This is a genomic window from Alicyclobacillus sp. SO9 (assembly GCF_016406125.1).
Classification (GTDB): Bacteria; Bacillota; Bacilli; order Alicyclobacillales; family Alicyclobacillaceae; genus SO9.
On the sequence record NZ_CP066339.1, the window covers coordinates 3,106,696 to 3,121,069 of the forward strand.

Annotated in this window: 16 protein-coding genes and 1 riboswitch; of the genes, 6 read left to right on the forward strand and 10 right to left on the reverse strand. The window is 47.9% G+C overall.

Translation table 11 applies throughout. The annotated features are described in order from the left end of the window. Nucleotides 1-140: 140 nt before the first annotated feature. From GI364_RS14615 to GI364_RS14625, 3 genes are read right to left on the reverse strand one after another with little or no spacing between them, the layout of a single operon-like run. Nucleotides 141-1,031, reverse strand: a complete 891-nt coding sequence (locus tag GI364_RS14615) for a LysR family transcriptional regulator (RefSeq protein ID WP_198849995.1) — start codon at nt 1,029-1,031, stop codon at nt 141-143. Between the two features lie 15 nt (nt 1,032-1,046). Next, nucleotides 1,047-1,553 (reverse strand): hypothetical protein, encoded by a 507-nt coding sequence (locus GI364_RS14620; RefSeq protein WP_198849996.1) that lies wholly within the window; start codon nt 1,551-1,553, stop codon nt 1,047-1,049. Between the two features lie 15 nt (nt 1,554-1,568). Further along, a complete protein-coding gene (locus tag GI364_RS14625; RefSeq protein ID WP_198849997.1) occupies nt 1,569-2,156 on the reverse strand; it encodes a hypothetical protein in 588 nt (195 codons plus the stop codon). Nucleotides 2,157-2,783: 627 nt separating this feature from the next. On the opposite strand from GI364_RS14625, the gene GI364_RS14630 reads away from it, so the two are divergent. The 3 genes from GI364_RS14630 to GI364_RS14640 are packed head-to-tail and all read left to right on the forward strand — an operon-like array spanning nt 2,784 to nt 4,632. After that, nucleotides 2,784-3,188, forward strand: coding sequence for a DsrE/DsrF/DrsH-like family protein (locus GI364_RS14630; protein WP_198849998.1), 405 nt, complete (start codon nt 2,784-2,786; stop codon nt 3,186-3,188). A gap of 35 nt (nt 3,189-3,223) precedes the next feature. After that, on the forward strand, nt 3,224-3,481 hold the full coding sequence (locus GI364_RS14635) for a sulfurtransferase TusA family protein (protein WP_233095807.1): 258 nt from the start codon (nt 3,224-3,226) through the stop codon (nt 3,479-3,481). 2 nt (nt 3,482-3,483) lie between these two features. Beyond that, a complete protein-coding gene (locus GI364_RS14640; protein ID WP_198849999.1) occupies nt 3,484-4,632 on the forward strand; it encodes an MBL fold metallo-hydrolase in 1,149 nt (382 codons plus the stop codon). Between the two features lie 389 nt (nt 4,633-5,021). Here GI364_RS14640 and betB read toward each other — a convergent pair whose 3' ends face one another. The 4 genes from betB to GI364_RS14660 are packed head-to-tail and all read right to left on the reverse strand — an operon-like array spanning nt 5,022 to nt 8,534. Next, on the reverse strand, nt 5,022-6,512 hold the full coding sequence (betB, locus tag GI364_RS14645) for a betaine-aldehyde dehydrogenase (RefSeq protein WP_233095808.1): 1,491 nt from the start codon (nt 6,510-6,512) through the stop codon (nt 5,022-5,024). 27 nt (nt 6,513-6,539) lie between these two features. Further along, nucleotides 6,540-6,896 (reverse strand): Rieske (2Fe-2S) protein, encoded by a 357-nt coding sequence (locus GI364_RS14650; protein WP_198850000.1) that lies wholly within the window; start codon nt 6,894-6,896, stop codon nt 6,540-6,542. Continuing rightward, complete coding sequence (locus GI364_RS14655; protein ID WP_233095809.1) at nt 6,893-7,984, reverse strand: amidohydrolase family protein; 1,092 nt, start codon at nt 7,982-7,984, stop codon at nt 6,893-6,895. Before GI364_RS14655 ends, GI364_RS14650 begins: the two co-directional genes overlap by 4 nt. Beyond that, nucleotides 7,977-8,534: a GbsR/MarR family transcriptional regulator gene (locus GI364_RS14660; protein WP_198850001.1), complete on the reverse strand. Its 558-nt coding sequence runs from the start codon at nt 8,532-8,534 to the stop codon at nt 7,977-7,979. The genes GI364_RS14655 and GI364_RS14660 overlap by 8 nt, the downstream gene beginning before the upstream one ends. 318 nt (nt 8,535-8,852) lie before the next feature. On the opposite strand from GI364_RS14660, the gene GI364_RS14665 reads away from it, so the two are divergent. Next, entirely contained in the window at nt 8,853-9,767 is a 915-nt protein-coding gene (locus tag GI364_RS14665) for a glycine betaine ABC transporter substrate-binding protein (protein WP_198850002.1), read from the forward strand. A gap of 196 nt (nt 9,768-9,963) precedes the next feature. On the opposite strand, the gene GI364_RS14670 is transcribed toward GI364_RS14665, so the two are convergent. Then, nucleotides 9,964-10,860 carry an NAD(P)/FAD-dependent oxidoreductase gene (locus tag GI364_RS14670; RefSeq protein ID WP_198850003.1) on the reverse strand — a complete coding sequence of 299 codons (897 nt, stop codon included), beginning with the start codon at nt 10,858-10,860 and terminating at the stop codon, nt 9,964-9,966. Between the two features lie 279 nt (nt 10,861-11,139). Here GI364_RS14670 and GI364_RS14675 point away from each other — a divergent pair, with 279 nt between their 5' ends. Continuing rightward, nucleotides 11,140-11,631 carry a dihydrofolate reductase gene (locus GI364_RS14675; protein ID WP_198850004.1) on the forward strand — a complete coding sequence of 164 codons (492 nt, stop codon included), beginning with the start codon at nt 11,140-11,142 and terminating at the stop codon, nt 11,629-11,631. 73 nt (nt 11,632-11,704) lie between these two features. Beyond that, nucleotides 11,705-12,472: a MerR family transcriptional regulator gene (locus tag GI364_RS14680; RefSeq protein WP_198850005.1), complete on the forward strand. Its 768-nt coding sequence runs from the start codon at nt 11,705-11,707 to the stop codon at nt 12,470-12,472. Nucleotides 12,473-12,652: 180 nt separating this feature from the next. Here the strand turns inward: GI364_RS14680 and GI364_RS14685 are convergent, their stop codons facing one another. After that, on the reverse strand, nt 12,653-13,489 hold the full coding sequence (locus GI364_RS14685) for a bifunctional 5,10-methylenetetrahydrofolate dehydrogenase/5,10-methenyltetrahydrofolate cyclohydrolase (RefSeq protein WP_198850006.1): 837 nt from the start codon (nt 13,487-13,489) through the stop codon (nt 12,653-12,655). Nucleotides 13,490-13,556: 67 nt separating this feature from the next. Continuing rightward, nucleotides 13,557-13,635: riboswitch (ZMP/ZTP riboswitch) on the reverse strand. 124 nt (nt 13,636-13,759) lie between these two features. After that, nucleotides 13,760-14,197: a DUF1330 domain-containing protein gene (locus GI364_RS14690; protein WP_198850007.1), complete on the reverse strand. Its 438-nt coding sequence runs from the start codon at nt 14,195-14,197 to the stop codon at nt 13,760-13,762. Nucleotides 14,198-14,374: the final 177 nt, after the last annotated feature.

Genomic DNA, 14,374 nt, shown 5'->3' on the forward strand with positions numbered 1-14,374 from the left:
AAGCGTACCACTGTCCGTTTGAAGGGAGGTAATGCAAAGGTTGCATAGCGGTATTCCACTGCAATGTGCGGTCAAATACGAGGGCTGTTCAAATACAAGTGCGGTTCACATACAAATGGCAGTTACATCCAAAGTACGGGTCAAACCTGACGCTGATAAAGGAGTGTGAGCAAATCCTTCACAAGGTACTTTTCATACCGTTCCTGCCGTTCAACTACGTAAAGAAACCGAGAAATTCGAAAATCTTGAATGGAAACCTCCTTGAGACGTCCGGCTTGGAAATCCCGAGTGCTGGCCAACTTGGATAGAAATGCAATTCCAAGGCCCTGTTCCACTGCTGATTTAATCGCTTCTGTGCTGCCGAGCTCCATGGCAATCGTGAGCGACGACAATATCCCGGCCTCTTCGAGAGCGGCTTCTGTCACCTGCCTTGTGCCTGATCCTTCTTCACGAAGGAGGATGGGTTGACCAACCAGGTCTTCCAGTTGAATGGACTCCCGCTGTGCAAACACATGTTCACGCCCGCACAAGAGTACGAGTTCGTCTTCTCGCCACGGATCCACCTTCAGGTCATTGACGGAATCAACCAGTCCCTCGATGAGGGCGACGTCGATGCGGTGGCGAACGAGATCGTCCAAGACATCAGCCGTATTGGCAATTCTCATTCGAATTTCGGCCTGGGGGTGCATCCGCAGTACGCCGCCCAGAATTTCCGGCAACAGATACTCTCCAATGGTCAGGGTGGCACCAACGGAAATTCCACCGCCTTCACTGCGCAGACGCGAAAGTGCGTCCTTCGCGTTATCGTGACAGTTGAGCATGTCACAAACATAGGGATACAGAGTTCGCCCAAGGGTAGTTAGTGACAGACCGGTAGCACTGCGTTCGAGCAGTAATCCGCCGTACTCATCTTCAAGTGCCTGCAGATGCCGACTTGCCGTGGACTGGGTCATATGCAGAAGTTGGGCTGCCTTTGTAATACTTCCGTACTCAATGGCGGTACGGAAGACTCTGTGACTCTCTAAGTGCATTTCTGTCTCCCCCTGTCAATCGGCAGATTGAGCAGTCTCTTCTAGACACGACGCCACACGCAACAGCAATTCCTTTGGCATGGATGAATCGGCTTTGCCGCCCGCAGGCTCTGCTTGCGACGTTGCAGGCAGTGCCGCATCCTTGAACAGACGCAACTTATCCACAATATCCTCCCCCTCTGAAGCAGGCAGAAGAAAGGTCACTTGCTTATTTGTGTCAGCAGGAGATGAACCGTATCTCACCTTAATCAGTTCCGGTCTCCAAGCACAAAGGACTTTCCACACTTCAACGGCCTCATCCGGTGAAGTCGGCAGTTGTTCCGGCAAATAGAGTTCTGCTACCTCCTGCTTAGAGAAGAGATATAAGACCAGACAGTCTTCCTGCTCCAGAGAACCAACTCCCCAGCGAATCTCATCAACGACATTAGCGGATAAGGGCCACTTTGTACCGATTTCCGGTGTTTCCTCCCAGAACACAAGAGCTCCGTCTGACTGACCAACTGCATCTGGAACAATTTTCATCCCACTACCTCCGTTTCAGTTTCTCTCTTGCCCAAACAATTGCTCTGATTCAAAGCGACGAATGTCATACTCGTCCCTGTCGGTTTTAATGCGTGCTTCGTAAATCAACGTGTAGATTTTCTGCTCACTGCCAGACCCAAGGCTGTCCAAGTCATTGCCCTTTAGCAGGCTGCTTGCAGAAAACTCTCCTCCTCCCCCGGTTCCCCCAGTGACCCAGATATCCAACGCGTATAAATCATCGCGACTGGGTTTATGTCCCTCGAGGGCTGCTTCATTCACATCCGGCGGAATGCGAAAATACGCCTTCGCCATTCGCACATTTTCTCTCACCAACTCAAAATAGTACTCCCGTCCCTCAAACGGAGGGGATAAATACATAGCATGTTGGAATAAGTGCAATTGGACCGGCGTTGTAGAAATCTGCGCATCCTGATTGTGTTGCTGCAGAATGTAACCGTTGAACAGCGTCGCCTTGACGCCGAGTTCAGCAAACATCCCGCGCCATTCTTGATAGCCAATATCCGACCCTAAATCGAATTCCATAAAACCAGCATCCTTGTTGACAATGGCTTCCGTCCTGGACTCCATTGGTACAAATGACATGACAGCAGTCCTCCCAACAACTAGTGAGTGCGCACATTCTGCTGTACAATCACTTACAGAACGCGCCAGTCCTACATACGTGCTACACAAGCACTTCAAAAGCACCAAAAAAGCGCGAGTAAAGTACTGAAAAAGATGGAGATGGAAAACGAGAGAGATAAGAGATTTACCAGTCACGACAGCATTGACATGTAGCTAGAACCTTACTGGAATTGTACATCAAACTCTTCTGACATCACAGCATTCCACTCATCACTGACCTGATACAAATACCCAAGGTCGTTTATAACTTAACATTATAACTGGAATGTTTTCCTAATCAATTATGAAATACCACGTTCAGCATTTCGAATTTATGTAATAGTATATACCTAAATTTCCTTGACATCGCAGTTTCAACCCACCTCAAACTGTTACCTAAGTCTGAACTAGACTTCTGTGCGATTTTTCTCGCGGCATAAAATACCCTACCCAGCAAGGTATTTACAAACTAGAGCAAGGTATTCCCGCAAGATTCCTCGTGCGGAGCGAAAGGGGGATAGAGCAGACCGGCCAAACTCTGTAAACGCTTACAGTTTGTCCAACTCGCTTACGCTTTGTCCAACTCATTGAAGGGGGCACTATGCCATGTCACAAAAGAAAAGTCGAGTCGCGATGATTGCTTCTGGTGAAGGACTTGAAACTGCCTACAAAGTTCTGAATGTTGCTACTGCAGCAGCAGCTAGTGACGCCGAAGTGACAGTGTTTTGTACGTTTGACGGTTTGATGATCATTCACAAAAACGCTTCAGAGTTGCTGAAACTGAGTCCCAGTCATGAACACTTGGCTGAAGGCTTTAAAAAGGCCAACATCCCGCCTGTGTCTGACATGTTGGAAATGGCGAAAGAATCCGGTGTCACGTTTATTGCTTGTCAAATGACGATGGATGCAATGCAAATTACGAGGGATGACCTGATTGACGGAATTGACGTGGGAGGCGCCGCTGCGTTTCTGGACTTTGCCTTTGACGCAGATATATCTGTCACTTTTTAATCTATCTTATCTTTCGAAACTACGGAGGGATTACATTGACACAGTCCAATTACACAGTCGCAAAGAGTGTCGATTGCAAAGGTTTAGCGTGCCCGATGCCGGTAGTTCGTGCGAAAAAAGAGATACGAGGACTGGGGAACGGTGACATTTTAGAGATATTAGCCACAGACCCCGGGTCTGTCAAGGATATTCCTGCATGGGCCAACCGGGTTGGTCACGAGTTCCTGGAGACAGTAGATGAGGACGGTCTCTTCAGACATTATGTGAAAAAATCGCAGAAGGAGGAGGCGTAGTCATGACAGAATCTACATCCACGCAGAAAATGCCGGTGCCAAAGGTTTTTGAAGAAATCATGGACCACAAACCGTTGTTTATCCTCGACGTTCGCAATGAGGAAGATTATGGCGATTGGAAGATTGAAGGCGACGCTGTTACCTCCATCAATGTGCCCTACTTTGATTTGCTGGACGATCTCAAACCGTTGGACGAGAAGTTGCCGGAAGACCAGTCGGTGCTCGTCGTATGTGCGAAAGAAGGATCATCAGAATATGTGGCAGAACAGTTGCGCGAAGAAGGTCGAACAGATGTCTTCGTGATGGAAGGTGGAATGAAGGGCTGGAGTCAATACCTCCACCCCGTAAAAGCAGGAGATTTGCCCAACGGCGGCAGTCTATACCAGTTTGTCCGTGTCGGCAAAGGTTGTCTGTCTTATATGATTGTGTCAGGAAAGCAGGCACTGGTGGTGGACGCAGCTCGAATGACAGATGTCTATGAGCACTTCGCCAAAGACCTCGGAGTTTCCATTGAGCATGTCGTCGATACGCATCTCCACGCCGATCACATTTCTGGCGGTCGAAAGCTAGCTGCCAGCACTGGCGCACGCTACTGGCTTCCGCCGGGGGATGCAGAGCGCGTCACGTACGACTACACCCAGCTGGCAGACGGAACGACTCTCTCCGTTGGGTCTTCAGGCGTAAAGGTTCGTGCACTTGCAACCCCCGGACACACGTCAGGAAGTACCAGCATTGTCGTCGATGACAAATATCTGCTGTCAGGCGACACGCTCTTCGTACAGTCTATCGGTCGCCCCGATTTGGCCGGTAAAGCCGGAGAATGGGCGCTAGATTTGTACTCTTCCTTGCACGAAACCTACCACAATTTAAGTCCAGATTTACATGTACTTCCGGCACACTTTGCTACTACGGGCGAACTCGATGACAGCGGCCGTGTGATGGCGAGACTAGGGACATTGTTTGAGCGCAACAGTTCACTCGGTGTCGACGACAAAGCTGAGTTTGAACGCATGGTGACTGAGAATCTGCCGCCTCAACCGAATGCTTACAGAGAAATTCGCGAAGTGAACATGGGACAGCTTGAGGTAGACGACTCGGCCAAGTTGGAGGAAATGGAAATCGGGCCAAACCGTTGTGCCGTCAGTGATTAGCCGTCAGCGCTTAGTGCGTGTTTAAAACGAAAAATCATTTGAAAAATCATTTAAGGACATAGGCTTCTATACAGGCGCCTGCATACCAGGGGCATATGTTACTATGTGTAAAAATTCGCTGAGGAGTGCGTTTTAGATGAACATGATGTACTCCAGGTTTTTCAAACTGATGGCCGTCGGCTTTTTTGCAGTAGCCTTTGCTCCAGTGATTTATTCGTACTACCGCAAGGCGTAGAAGGTTGTTAGGACGCAGTCACTCGGCATTGGGAGGCTGGGGCAACCGAGTCCCTCTAACGGCAAACGCAGAAAGCAGCGTGGTCTTTAGCACGCTGCTTTCTGTCCGTTTCCCCTTCATTTCACAAAGAGCGGCTCTGTGATCTGCCCTACGCCTACACGCCAAACCAATTCATCGGCTTTGGTGCATGATTTTGAAAAACATGTTTCAGCTCCGTGTATTCGTCAAGTCCGGAATGTCCCAACTCACGACCAATCCCAGATTGCTTGTAACCTCCCCACGGTGCTTGTGCGAAGTAGGGGTGAAAATCATTAATCCAGACCGTTCCCATGCGCAGTGCGTGTGAGACACGCTGCGCTCTGTCGGCGTCAGTCGTCCACACTGCTCCTGCCAGTCCATAGATGGTATTATTCGCTTTTCGCACAGCGTCCTCCTCGTCGACAAACCGCTCGACTGTGAGAATCGGACCAAAGGTCTCCTCCTGCACGACCCGCATGGTTTCTTGGCAGTCTATAAACAGAGTCGGCTCAAAGAAGAATCCGTCCTTCAGTTCCGGAGATTCGGGTCGCTTGCCGCCGAGTACCAGAGAAGCACCTTCTTTCTCAGCAATGTTGACGTAGTGCTCAACTTTGTCCAAATGTTCCCGGGAAATAAGCGGACCCATTTGCACAGTATCGTCAAATCCGTCTCCTAGTCGAATCTTAGGAATTCTCCGTTTTAATTCTTCAACGAACCTGTCGTGAATTTCATTTTCTAATAACAGTCTTGCACCAGCAGAGCAGACTTGACCTGCATGAAAAAATACTGCGTTTAACGCGTAATCCACTGCCGTGTCAAAGTCCGCATCAGCAAACACAATATTGGGATTCTTTCCGCCGAGCTCCAAGGCAATTTTCTTAAAGTTTCCGGCCGCAGCCTTCATAATTTTCCGGCCCGTGGCTCCGCCGCCGGTGAAAGAGACCAAGTCGATATCGTCCGATTCAGACAACGCTGCACCAACGGAATGCCCAGGTCCCGTAAGCACGTTAAACACACCGCGAGGGATTCCTGCCCGCTCCGCTAACTTGGCCAGTTCGAGAGATGTCAGGGGTGTCAGTTCACTGGGCTTGAGAATCACGGTGCAGCCGGCAGCCAGGGCTGGAGCAATTTTCCACGCGGCCTGCAGCAATGGGTAGTTCCAAGGTGTGATTTGGGCACAGACACCAACCGGTTCACGTACAACCATACTACTGGAATGCTCAATTGGAGACGCAATCGCTTCTCCGCCCGATTTGTCAGCCAAACCGGCGAAGTAGCGAAACACGTTAGCAATATCCTCCATATCAGCGAGACTTTCCATCAGGGTCTTCCCGGTATTGAGCGTCTCTATTTGCGCAAACCTTTCTCGCTCTTCTTGCAGCAATTGTGCAAGGCAAAACAGCTTACGACCCCGTTCTGCGGCCGGTAAATGGGGCCACTTTCCTTTGTCAAAGGCCTGTCTCGCTGCCTCCACTGCAATCTGGACATCTTCCAGGCCAGCTTCTTCTACCTGACCAATCACTTTCTGGTTAAAAGGGTTAATGATGTCCCTCTTCTCACCCGTTTTTGCACAAATCCAGTCTCCGTCTACATACATTTTCGCTTCGATTTCATCAATTGTTACCATATCAGCACTCCAAACTATTAGACAGGTTTATCGAACTACAACGACACGGTCATCTTCAATTTCAATTTGGAAGCGCGGAAGGCAACGAGCGGGGTCGGCCAGCATTTGACCCCCATTTACAACATCAAACTCTCTTCCGTGCCAGGGGCAGCGGAGAATTTGTCCTTCACGTTCATACCTGTACTCTCCAGGTGTATCCGTTGGCACAGGCGCACCACAAAGCATTCCGTCAGCTAATGAAGCACCTTGATGCAGACACCGGTTGGAGAATGCATAGAATTTACCTTCGAGAGTACGGCACAAAACAATTGGCAGTTCACCAAATCTTGCCTCTTGCATCTCTCCAGGGTTCACGTCTGAAGTTTTGCAGACCACCTGCCTCACTGCCTTCCACCCCCCGGTAATTTCTCGTACATCGCCTTCGCGTTGGTTGAATATATTTTTTCTTTCAATGGAAAGTCTAGAGACGGTAACGCGCGAATAGGAGAATCGTAATCCCAGTGTGGATAGTCGGTCGAAAAACAAATCATATCTTCCGACTCCAGTCCCTCAATGACCCGCATAAAATCCTTGCGGTTCATTTCATCCATTGGCTGAGTCGTAAATCGAATATGATTGCGAATAATTTCACTTGGCATCCGCTTAATCCAAGGCACTTCGTGCCGAAGGTGCCGATACTGCTCATCCATTTTCCTCATTAGAAAAGGGGCAAATGTAAATCCGCCTTCAATCATCAGCACTTTTAAAGCTGGAAATTTCTCAAACACACCGTTAAAAACCAAATTAGTGACCTGCATCATATGGGCAGTCGGAATCATAGTGTGCCATTCGATAAAGTACCGCGGAAATTTTCCATAGTACACCGGCGGTTCATTGTGATGCATCCCGACAGCGAGCCGGTGCTGTACCGCAGCTTCAAAAATTGGGTGATAATAGGGGTCTCCCCAAAGGGTGTCATCTAAAGGAAGCAAAACCTGCACCATTTTGGGATGTGACCCGACACGATGAATCTCGCGGACGGCGGTCTGTACATCCTTTGCGGCAATATGCACTGAACCGTACAACCTTTCATCCCGTTCCAGCCAGTGTTCAATCTGCCAATCATTATAAGCAGAGGCAAGTGCGGCTCCCATCTCGTACCATCCGTTCATTGACGACGGAGATGGGTCCAACGCTCCGGTTAAAATTCCAAACTCATGCCCGCCCGAATCCAACAGTTGCTGTTTCATGAAGTCCAAATCAGACCCCGCGGGCCGCCCGTCACTGAGTCTCGCGTCCGCCCGGTCCAACCCTGCAATGGCCGGCTGGGTATAAGGCAAATGCTTCTCCTGCTTCCACTCACAATCCAAAATGTAGCGACGCCATGGGTCTTCCAAATAGGGAAGCAAATCCGCGTATTGCACGCGCTCATGAATGTCAGTATCCACCAGGCGTATTCCTTTTGGTTTTTCCAACATTAGTGCTTTACTCATGGTTGCTCGCCTCCCCGTGTACCGCTTGAGTTGGAATAGGTACATTGATATCCCCGCGTTCAAACGCATCAGTTAACTCTCTCAGCCAGAGATAGTATGTGGTTGATTCACTTAGTATTTTCAAATCTTCCTCTGCACGAGTCTGAAGTTCCTCATTATCTGTATCCTGCAGAATCTTCCTTATCTCAGCCTCACTTTGACGAATTGCCCTTAAGTTCAATTCCGACGCTCTTCTCCAGAGTTTCGTGAAGTATTCAATGAAGGAAGTAAACTGACTCCTCTCCACTTCATACAGGTCTTTGCGCACTCCGGGCCGAAATGCCTTTCTCACAAGCTGTAAACGTGCTAGTTCTCGAACACCAGTGCTCATGCTGGTCTTACTCATTCCGGTCTCTTTACACATGTCTTCTAAGGTAAGAGGTGCCTCTCGAAAAATCATTGCGCCGTAAAGCAAGCCCACAGATTGATTCAACCCGTACATACCCATCGTTTCCGCCTGAGCTTGCGAATAGTGGCGCCTGGCGTGTTCAAGTTCGTCAAATCCCGCCATCTACTATCACCGCCAATTTTACAAATCAATTTGTACAGTATAAACTGTATGAACAGAATGTAACATGGTGTTTTAGGAGGTGCAAGAGCAAACGGAGTCATCTTTCGAAAATTAAGTGAATATAAAAATGTTGTGACTACAACCATCGTGAGGCTACAACCGCGACGATTTGCTATGTCGTTTGCCAAAGGTAACCTTACAAACGTAGGGTTTCCACAATCACCTATTATTACGCAGAAGCATGATTGACAAAGGATTCATCAACAGAAGACAGGAAAATTGAATGGATAACACAACACAAAGGGGTATTTGTACAATATGAACAGAAAGTTAGGCTTAATTTTGTCCGGAACAGCGCTCTGTGCCGTTGCAGTCACAGGATGCGGTACACAGAACCAGACATCAAGTCAAAATTCTTCCGTTCAGCAAAATTCGGCGCAGGGCTCGTCAACGGGATCGGCTAGTAAATCCATCACGATTGGTTACATCAACTGGTCTGAGGACGTCGCAACCACATATCTTTGGAAATACTTGCTTGAACAAAAGGGCTATCAGGTTCACCTTAAGACTGTATCTTTAGGTCCGATGTTTGTGGGCTTGTCTAAAGGCGGCATCGATCTCTTCTTCGACTCTTGGCTCCCCGAACAAAACCAATATATCAGCAAATACAAGTCTAACCTTGCAACCATTGGAAAATGGTACAAGGGCAAGACAAGAGAAGGTTTTGTGGTACCGACCTACATGAAGAATGTAAACTCCATTTCGGATTTGAACAAAGTCAAATCAAAGCTTAATGGGAGAATTGTAGGGATTGGTTCAGGTGCCGTAGAGATGAAATTGGCGAAGAAGGCCGTAACCACGTACGGGCTTAAGGAGAATCTGATTTCTAGTTCTGCCCCGGCTATGCTGAGTGCCTTGAAAAAAGCATACGGTCAGAAAAAAGACGTTGTTGTCACACTCTGGAGTCCGCACTGGGCATTCGCAAAATATCATTTGAAATACTTGTCTGACCCGAAGCAAGTGTTTGGGAAACCCGGATGGATCCAGGGAGAAACAAATAAAAAGTGGCTCAACTCACACCCGCAAGCAGCGAAGTGGCTGAAGAACTTTAAGATTACGCAGAAGCAACTGGGAACTTTGGAGGAAGACATCAACAATTCGAAATCCAAAAATGCGGCTGTGAAAAAGTGGGTTAGCAACAACCAGTCTCTGGTAAAAAGCTGGATGAGCTAATCTGACAACCTTACTCATTTCCGAATCATCTTCGCGACGCAAGATGTCGTTGGACCAGTACCGGCCCAACGACATCTTTTTCACTAGGGCCATATTTGTCTTGCTCTCATGTCGAGAAAAGATAGTCCAATGTTGATGGGTTGCCTTTCCCCTCTTGATACACGCATGGTCGCTCATGCAAATATGTGAGATGGTATTACATTGACACGGCGATTTGCTTTGCAACCACCATTCCTTGACCACCGCAAGCAGCGATGCTGGAGAACTGCGAAGAAATCATGGCGTCTCCTATAGCAAACACCCCTCTGTATTTTGTCTCATAAACTTGGTTTGTCTCAATTCGTCCTTCCGTGTCGAGCGGCAACTTGTCATGTAAAAAGGATGTGGTGGGCTGAAGACCAATCGTTATCACAATTGCATCCGCCTTCAGCAGTGTCTCTTTTCCGTCCATTTCCACTTTCAAACCTTCTACTTTCTGAGAGCCAACAATTCTTGTCGGTGTACAGTTAAATAAGTACTCACACCCAGGTACTGTTCGCAGCAAATCCGTCATGCCCCGTCTGGCAGTCAAATTGTCTCCCCTATGTACCAAAGTCACGTGTGCACCGCCTTTGAGGAACTGGTATGCGTTTTCGACAGCTCTGTCCCCACCACCAACGACAATCACCGGTTTACCTTTCATCTGAGAGGCATGGACTGAACTGCGGTAGGTTTCACCTCTTGCATACATTTCTTGCTCTCCAGGAATTCCAAGCTTACGCGGCCTGCCGCCTGTTGCAATCACAATGTTTCTCCCAGACACCTGGTGACCGTTCACGACAATCGTGCGTTGAACGGGATCTAAATCGGAAACATGACTATTCAGTACGATCTCCACACCCATGCTGTCTAACCGATGGACAATTTTGTCACGCAACTCGGGACCTGAGCAATCTACGCCCGGATAATCCTCAATTTCTCCTTTGATGAGATTCAATTGACCCCCTGGAATCGCATCTTGTTCATACACCTGCACACTAAGTCCCAGACGACGGGCCCATACGGCAGTTGCCATACCAGCTGGTCCTGAACCGATAACCAGGATGTCCTTCAACAGAGTTCCTCCTTCACTTTTGCAAATCGCAACGCAAGATGACGCTGCGGGAATTTTATTCAATATTCATGTAAACTGCTATGGTTATTATACATGACTTGAACGCGGCTCCTTACCACGGCTTGTACCACCGACACGGCGCGGTGTTATCATCAAGCAAACACGACGGAAATGACGATTTGCAGAAACACAGGGCATATAAGTTTCCTGATATAATGTTCTGACACAAAAGACACCAAATTGATACATCTTAGCAGAATCCCCTTTTGGAGGTTGCGCATGATATCAATTCTTCTGGCAAAATCACGAAACGGGGTCATTGGCAAGAATAACGGCATGCCCTGGCATATTCCAGAGGACCTTCGGTACTTTAAGAAGCTCACGACTGGAAAGAACATCGTAATGGGGAGACGCACGTATACAGCCATTGGCCGTGCTCTACCGCATCGCATCAACTACGTCGTCACTCGTGACACATCATTTACAGCCCAAAATGTTCATGTCCTGCATCATATAGACGCTATCACCCGCATTCCGGGTGACGTTGTCATCATTGGAGGCGGCTCTATTATCGAGCAAACCATCCATCTGGCGCAGGTTCTGTATATAACCGAGATTGACGCCGTTATAGAAGGAAATACCACTGTCGAAATCGACCTGTCAGACTGGGTACTTACGTCAAGTACTCCTGGAAACCAAGACAAGAGAAGTCCGTTTGAATACAGTTTTAATGTCTACGTTCGCAAACCCACAAATGCTGTTTCGAACTGAAACTATCACATGCAATGGGTCTTGACTTTAACGTTGCGTAAAGGTTTACAGTTACCCTGTGAGGAGGTGAACGATGGAATACACAATCCAGAAGTTCGCAAATATAGCCGGAATCAGTACCCGTACGCTTCGGTACTACGATGAGATTGGACTCTTGAGCCCGGCGAGAACCAGTTCATCAGGGTACCGAATTTACGGCCAATGGGAAGTCGACCAACTTCAGCAAATTCTGTTTTACAGGGAACTGGGTGTAAATCTTGAAGTCATCCGCAAAATCATAACAGACCCGACGTTTGACAGAATTCAAGCACTGCAGAAACATCTTAAGCGACTCCTTGACAGGCGAGAACAATTGGATTTATTGATAGCCAATGCGGAACAAACAATTGCATTGGCAGAAGGGAGACGAACCACCATGAGTGACAGAGAAAAGTTTGAGGGCTTCAAAGAGCGGATGATTGATGAAAACGAGACAGCCTATGGGAAAGAAATCCGCAATAAATACGGCGATGACTCCGTTCATAAATCAAACAAGAGGCTTCAGAAAATGACTGAGAAAGAGTATGAGGATTGGACCCACCTCGGGAATGAGGTGAAAGTCACTCTGGCAAAGGCATTCCAGACTGGGAATCCAGCCAGTGACATTGCACAGAAAGCGGCAGCACTTCATAAACGATGGTTAGCATTTACCTGGGATAAGTACACGAGTGAGGCTCATGCGGAACTTGCTCAAATGTATGTCGATGATGAACGATTTAAGGCGTTTTACGATACTGAGCACCCAGGGACAGCCGAGTTTCTCCGGGATGCCATTCACATTTATACAGGATTTAGGGTGTGATTTTCGCTTACAGTCGCATCTGGCCTTAAGAGCAGAACTCCAATAAAGTGCTGGTTCTGCTCTTCTCTTTTTGAACTTCGCTCGTTAGTTTCAGCCAATTAGTTATGGCTTGAAGAGACGCATGCTTGTTACCAAGGGTCATGCCCACGACTCAGCGTCGGACCGTTTTGTGGTGCTTAATTAGCGCAAAGTCTGTTCAGCAGCTACAACTGTATTCCTGAGAAGATTTGCAATTGTAACTGGACCGACACCACCTGGAACGGGTGTTATCGCGCTAACGACGTCTAGACATGCAGCATAATCAACGTCCCCTGTGTTTTCACTGTATCCCGCGTCAATGATGACAGCTCCAGGTTTGACCCACGAACCTTGCACAAACTTATTCTTTCCGACCGCCGCTACCAGAATGTCGGCTTGTCGCACTATTTCATCGATGTGTTGAGTGTGTGAATGACAAGTAATGACGGTCGCATCTCTATTTAGCAACAACATGGATACCGGCTTTCCCAATATTGGACTTCGACCAAGCACCACTGCCCGCTTTCGTTTAATGGGAATTTCGTAATAGTCTAAGATATTCATGACCGCTTCAGGGGTACAACTATGGTAGCTGCTTAGCCCGAAGGACATGCGTCCGAAACCCCAACTTGTCACACCGTCAACATCCTTCTCCGGCACAATGGCCTCAAATGCGGCTCGTTCTTCTATATGTCGAGGAACTGGATGCTGCAGTAAGATGCCATGAACTCCTGGGTCGATATTCAAGTTCTTAATAACGTCAATGAGCGCAGCTGTATCAGTGGTTTCAGGCAAGTGAATCTGTCTTGACTCTAATTGATTTCGCTCACACGCCCGTGCCTTCATGCGGACGTAGGTCGTTGACGCCGGATCATTGCCAACCAGTATCGTGGCAAGACATGGCTTAGTACCCTTTAAAAAGAGTTTCTTGACTCTTTCAGACAAGGTGGCTTCCATCTCTTGAACGACAGGCTTCCCTCTCAATAAAGTTGGCTCCATGAACTTTTTCCTCCTATCACATAGGTTAGTACGACTGAATATTAAAGGGGTAAGAACTCTTGGTCCTTACCCCTGCCCAGGCGAGCGGCACTATTACTTGTGGCTCCCCCGTAGTTAATCTACGTTCGCCAGTAACCACAAATCCATTCTTTTCACATACAGAGTATCATCTTTCTACAGGTCTCCGTCAATATCGCAGGTCTTTATGACGTACACTTCGTCAGCGTACCAGTATCTATTTCAAAAGACAATGACGCTGCTCTCCTCATATTACATTGGTTTTGCAAGCTCTACCATAGGTAGGAGGCGTGAATCCTCTATTGCCGCAGTCCGATGCCCGATACCGGCTAAGTAGTCTTGATGGGTTGAAAAAGCAAGAAACGATTGCGCGCTGCTCTGGCGTATCAGCATGACAAGGTCCCATCTTTCGTCTTCCGGACCGATAAGAAACTCTCCACCCTTACCCAGAAACATGACGTCACCGCCGCTTTTTCGCAGAAATGGCAGTGTGTGCTCAATGTAGCGGTTGAACGCTTCGGCACCAGTGATTGGAACCTCCGATGCAAGTTCAGGATGGGCTGAGTAATCGGCAAATTCGCGAAAACGCAGCAGATTCAGCATGATGACGCTACCATCAATGCCACGTTGCATGAATCTCATGCCAGCGCGTTGAGATGGTTCGATGTAGCGACCATGTTCAAAGTCCATCGTAGTGTCTCCTTTCAGAAAACATTCTCTATTTGGGTTGACAGAGAACTTATCAATAAGTCTCGGTAGTATTATACCCGGATAAAATATAAAGTCAATATTACCCGGATATAATACCTACATTATTGATTATGCAGAGATCAATAAAAAAACTGAATTGCGTAGAGACGAGGCTAT

What these genes read in the sequence shown, in the direction of transcription:
- GI364_RS14655 (WP_233095809.1), bottom strand. Translation starts at nt 7,984, where the DNA reads ATGAGTAAAGCACTAATGTTGGAAAAACCAAAAGGAATACGCCTGGTG.
- GI364_RS14620 (WP_198849996.1), bottom strand. Translation starts at nt 1,553, where the DNA reads ATGAAAATTGTTCCAGATGCAGTTGGTCAGTCAGACGGAGCTCTTGTG.
- betB (WP_233095808.1), bottom strand. Translation starts at nt 6,512, where the DNA reads ATGGTAACAATTGATGAAATCGAAGCGAAAATGTATGTAGACGGAGAC.
- GI364_RS14640 (WP_198849999.1), top strand. Translation starts at nt 3,484, where the DNA reads ATGACAGAATCTACATCCACGCAGAAAATGCCGGTGCCAAAGGTTTTT.
- GI364_RS14660 (WP_198850001.1), bottom strand. Translation starts at nt 8,534, where the DNA reads ATGGCGGGATTTGACGAACTTGAACACGCCAGGCGCCACTATTCGCAA.
- GI364_RS14690 (WP_198850007.1), bottom strand. Translation starts at nt 14,197, where the DNA reads ATGGACTTTGAACATGGTCGCTACATCGAACCATCTCAACGCGCTGGC.
- GI364_RS14625 (WP_198849997.1), bottom strand. Translation starts at nt 2,156, where the DNA reads ATGTCATTTGTACCAATGGAGTCCAGGACGGAAGCCATTGTCAACAAG.
- GI364_RS14630 (WP_198849998.1), top strand. Translation starts at nt 2,784, where the DNA reads ATGTCACAAAAGAAAAGTCGAGTCGCGATGATTGCTTCTGGTGAAGGA.
- GI364_RS14665 (WP_198850002.1), top strand. Translation starts at nt 8,853, where the DNA reads ATGAACAGAAAGTTAGGCTTAATTTTGTCCGGAACAGCGCTCTGTGCC.
- GI364_RS14685 (WP_198850006.1), bottom strand. Translation starts at nt 13,489, where the DNA reads ATGGAGCCAACTTTATTGAGAGGGAAGCCTGTCGTTCAAGAGATGGAA.
- GI364_RS14675 (WP_198850004.1), top strand. Translation starts at nt 11,140, where the DNA reads ATGATATCAATTCTTCTGGCAAAATCACGAAACGGGGTCATTGGCAAG.
- GI364_RS14615 (WP_198849995.1), bottom strand. Translation starts at nt 1,031, where the DNA reads ATGCACTTAGAGAGTCACAGAGTCTTCCGTACCGCCATTGAGTACGGA.
- GI364_RS14680 (WP_198850005.1), top strand. Translation starts at nt 11,705, where the DNA reads ATGGAATACACAATCCAGAAGTTCGCAAATATAGCCGGAATCAGTACC.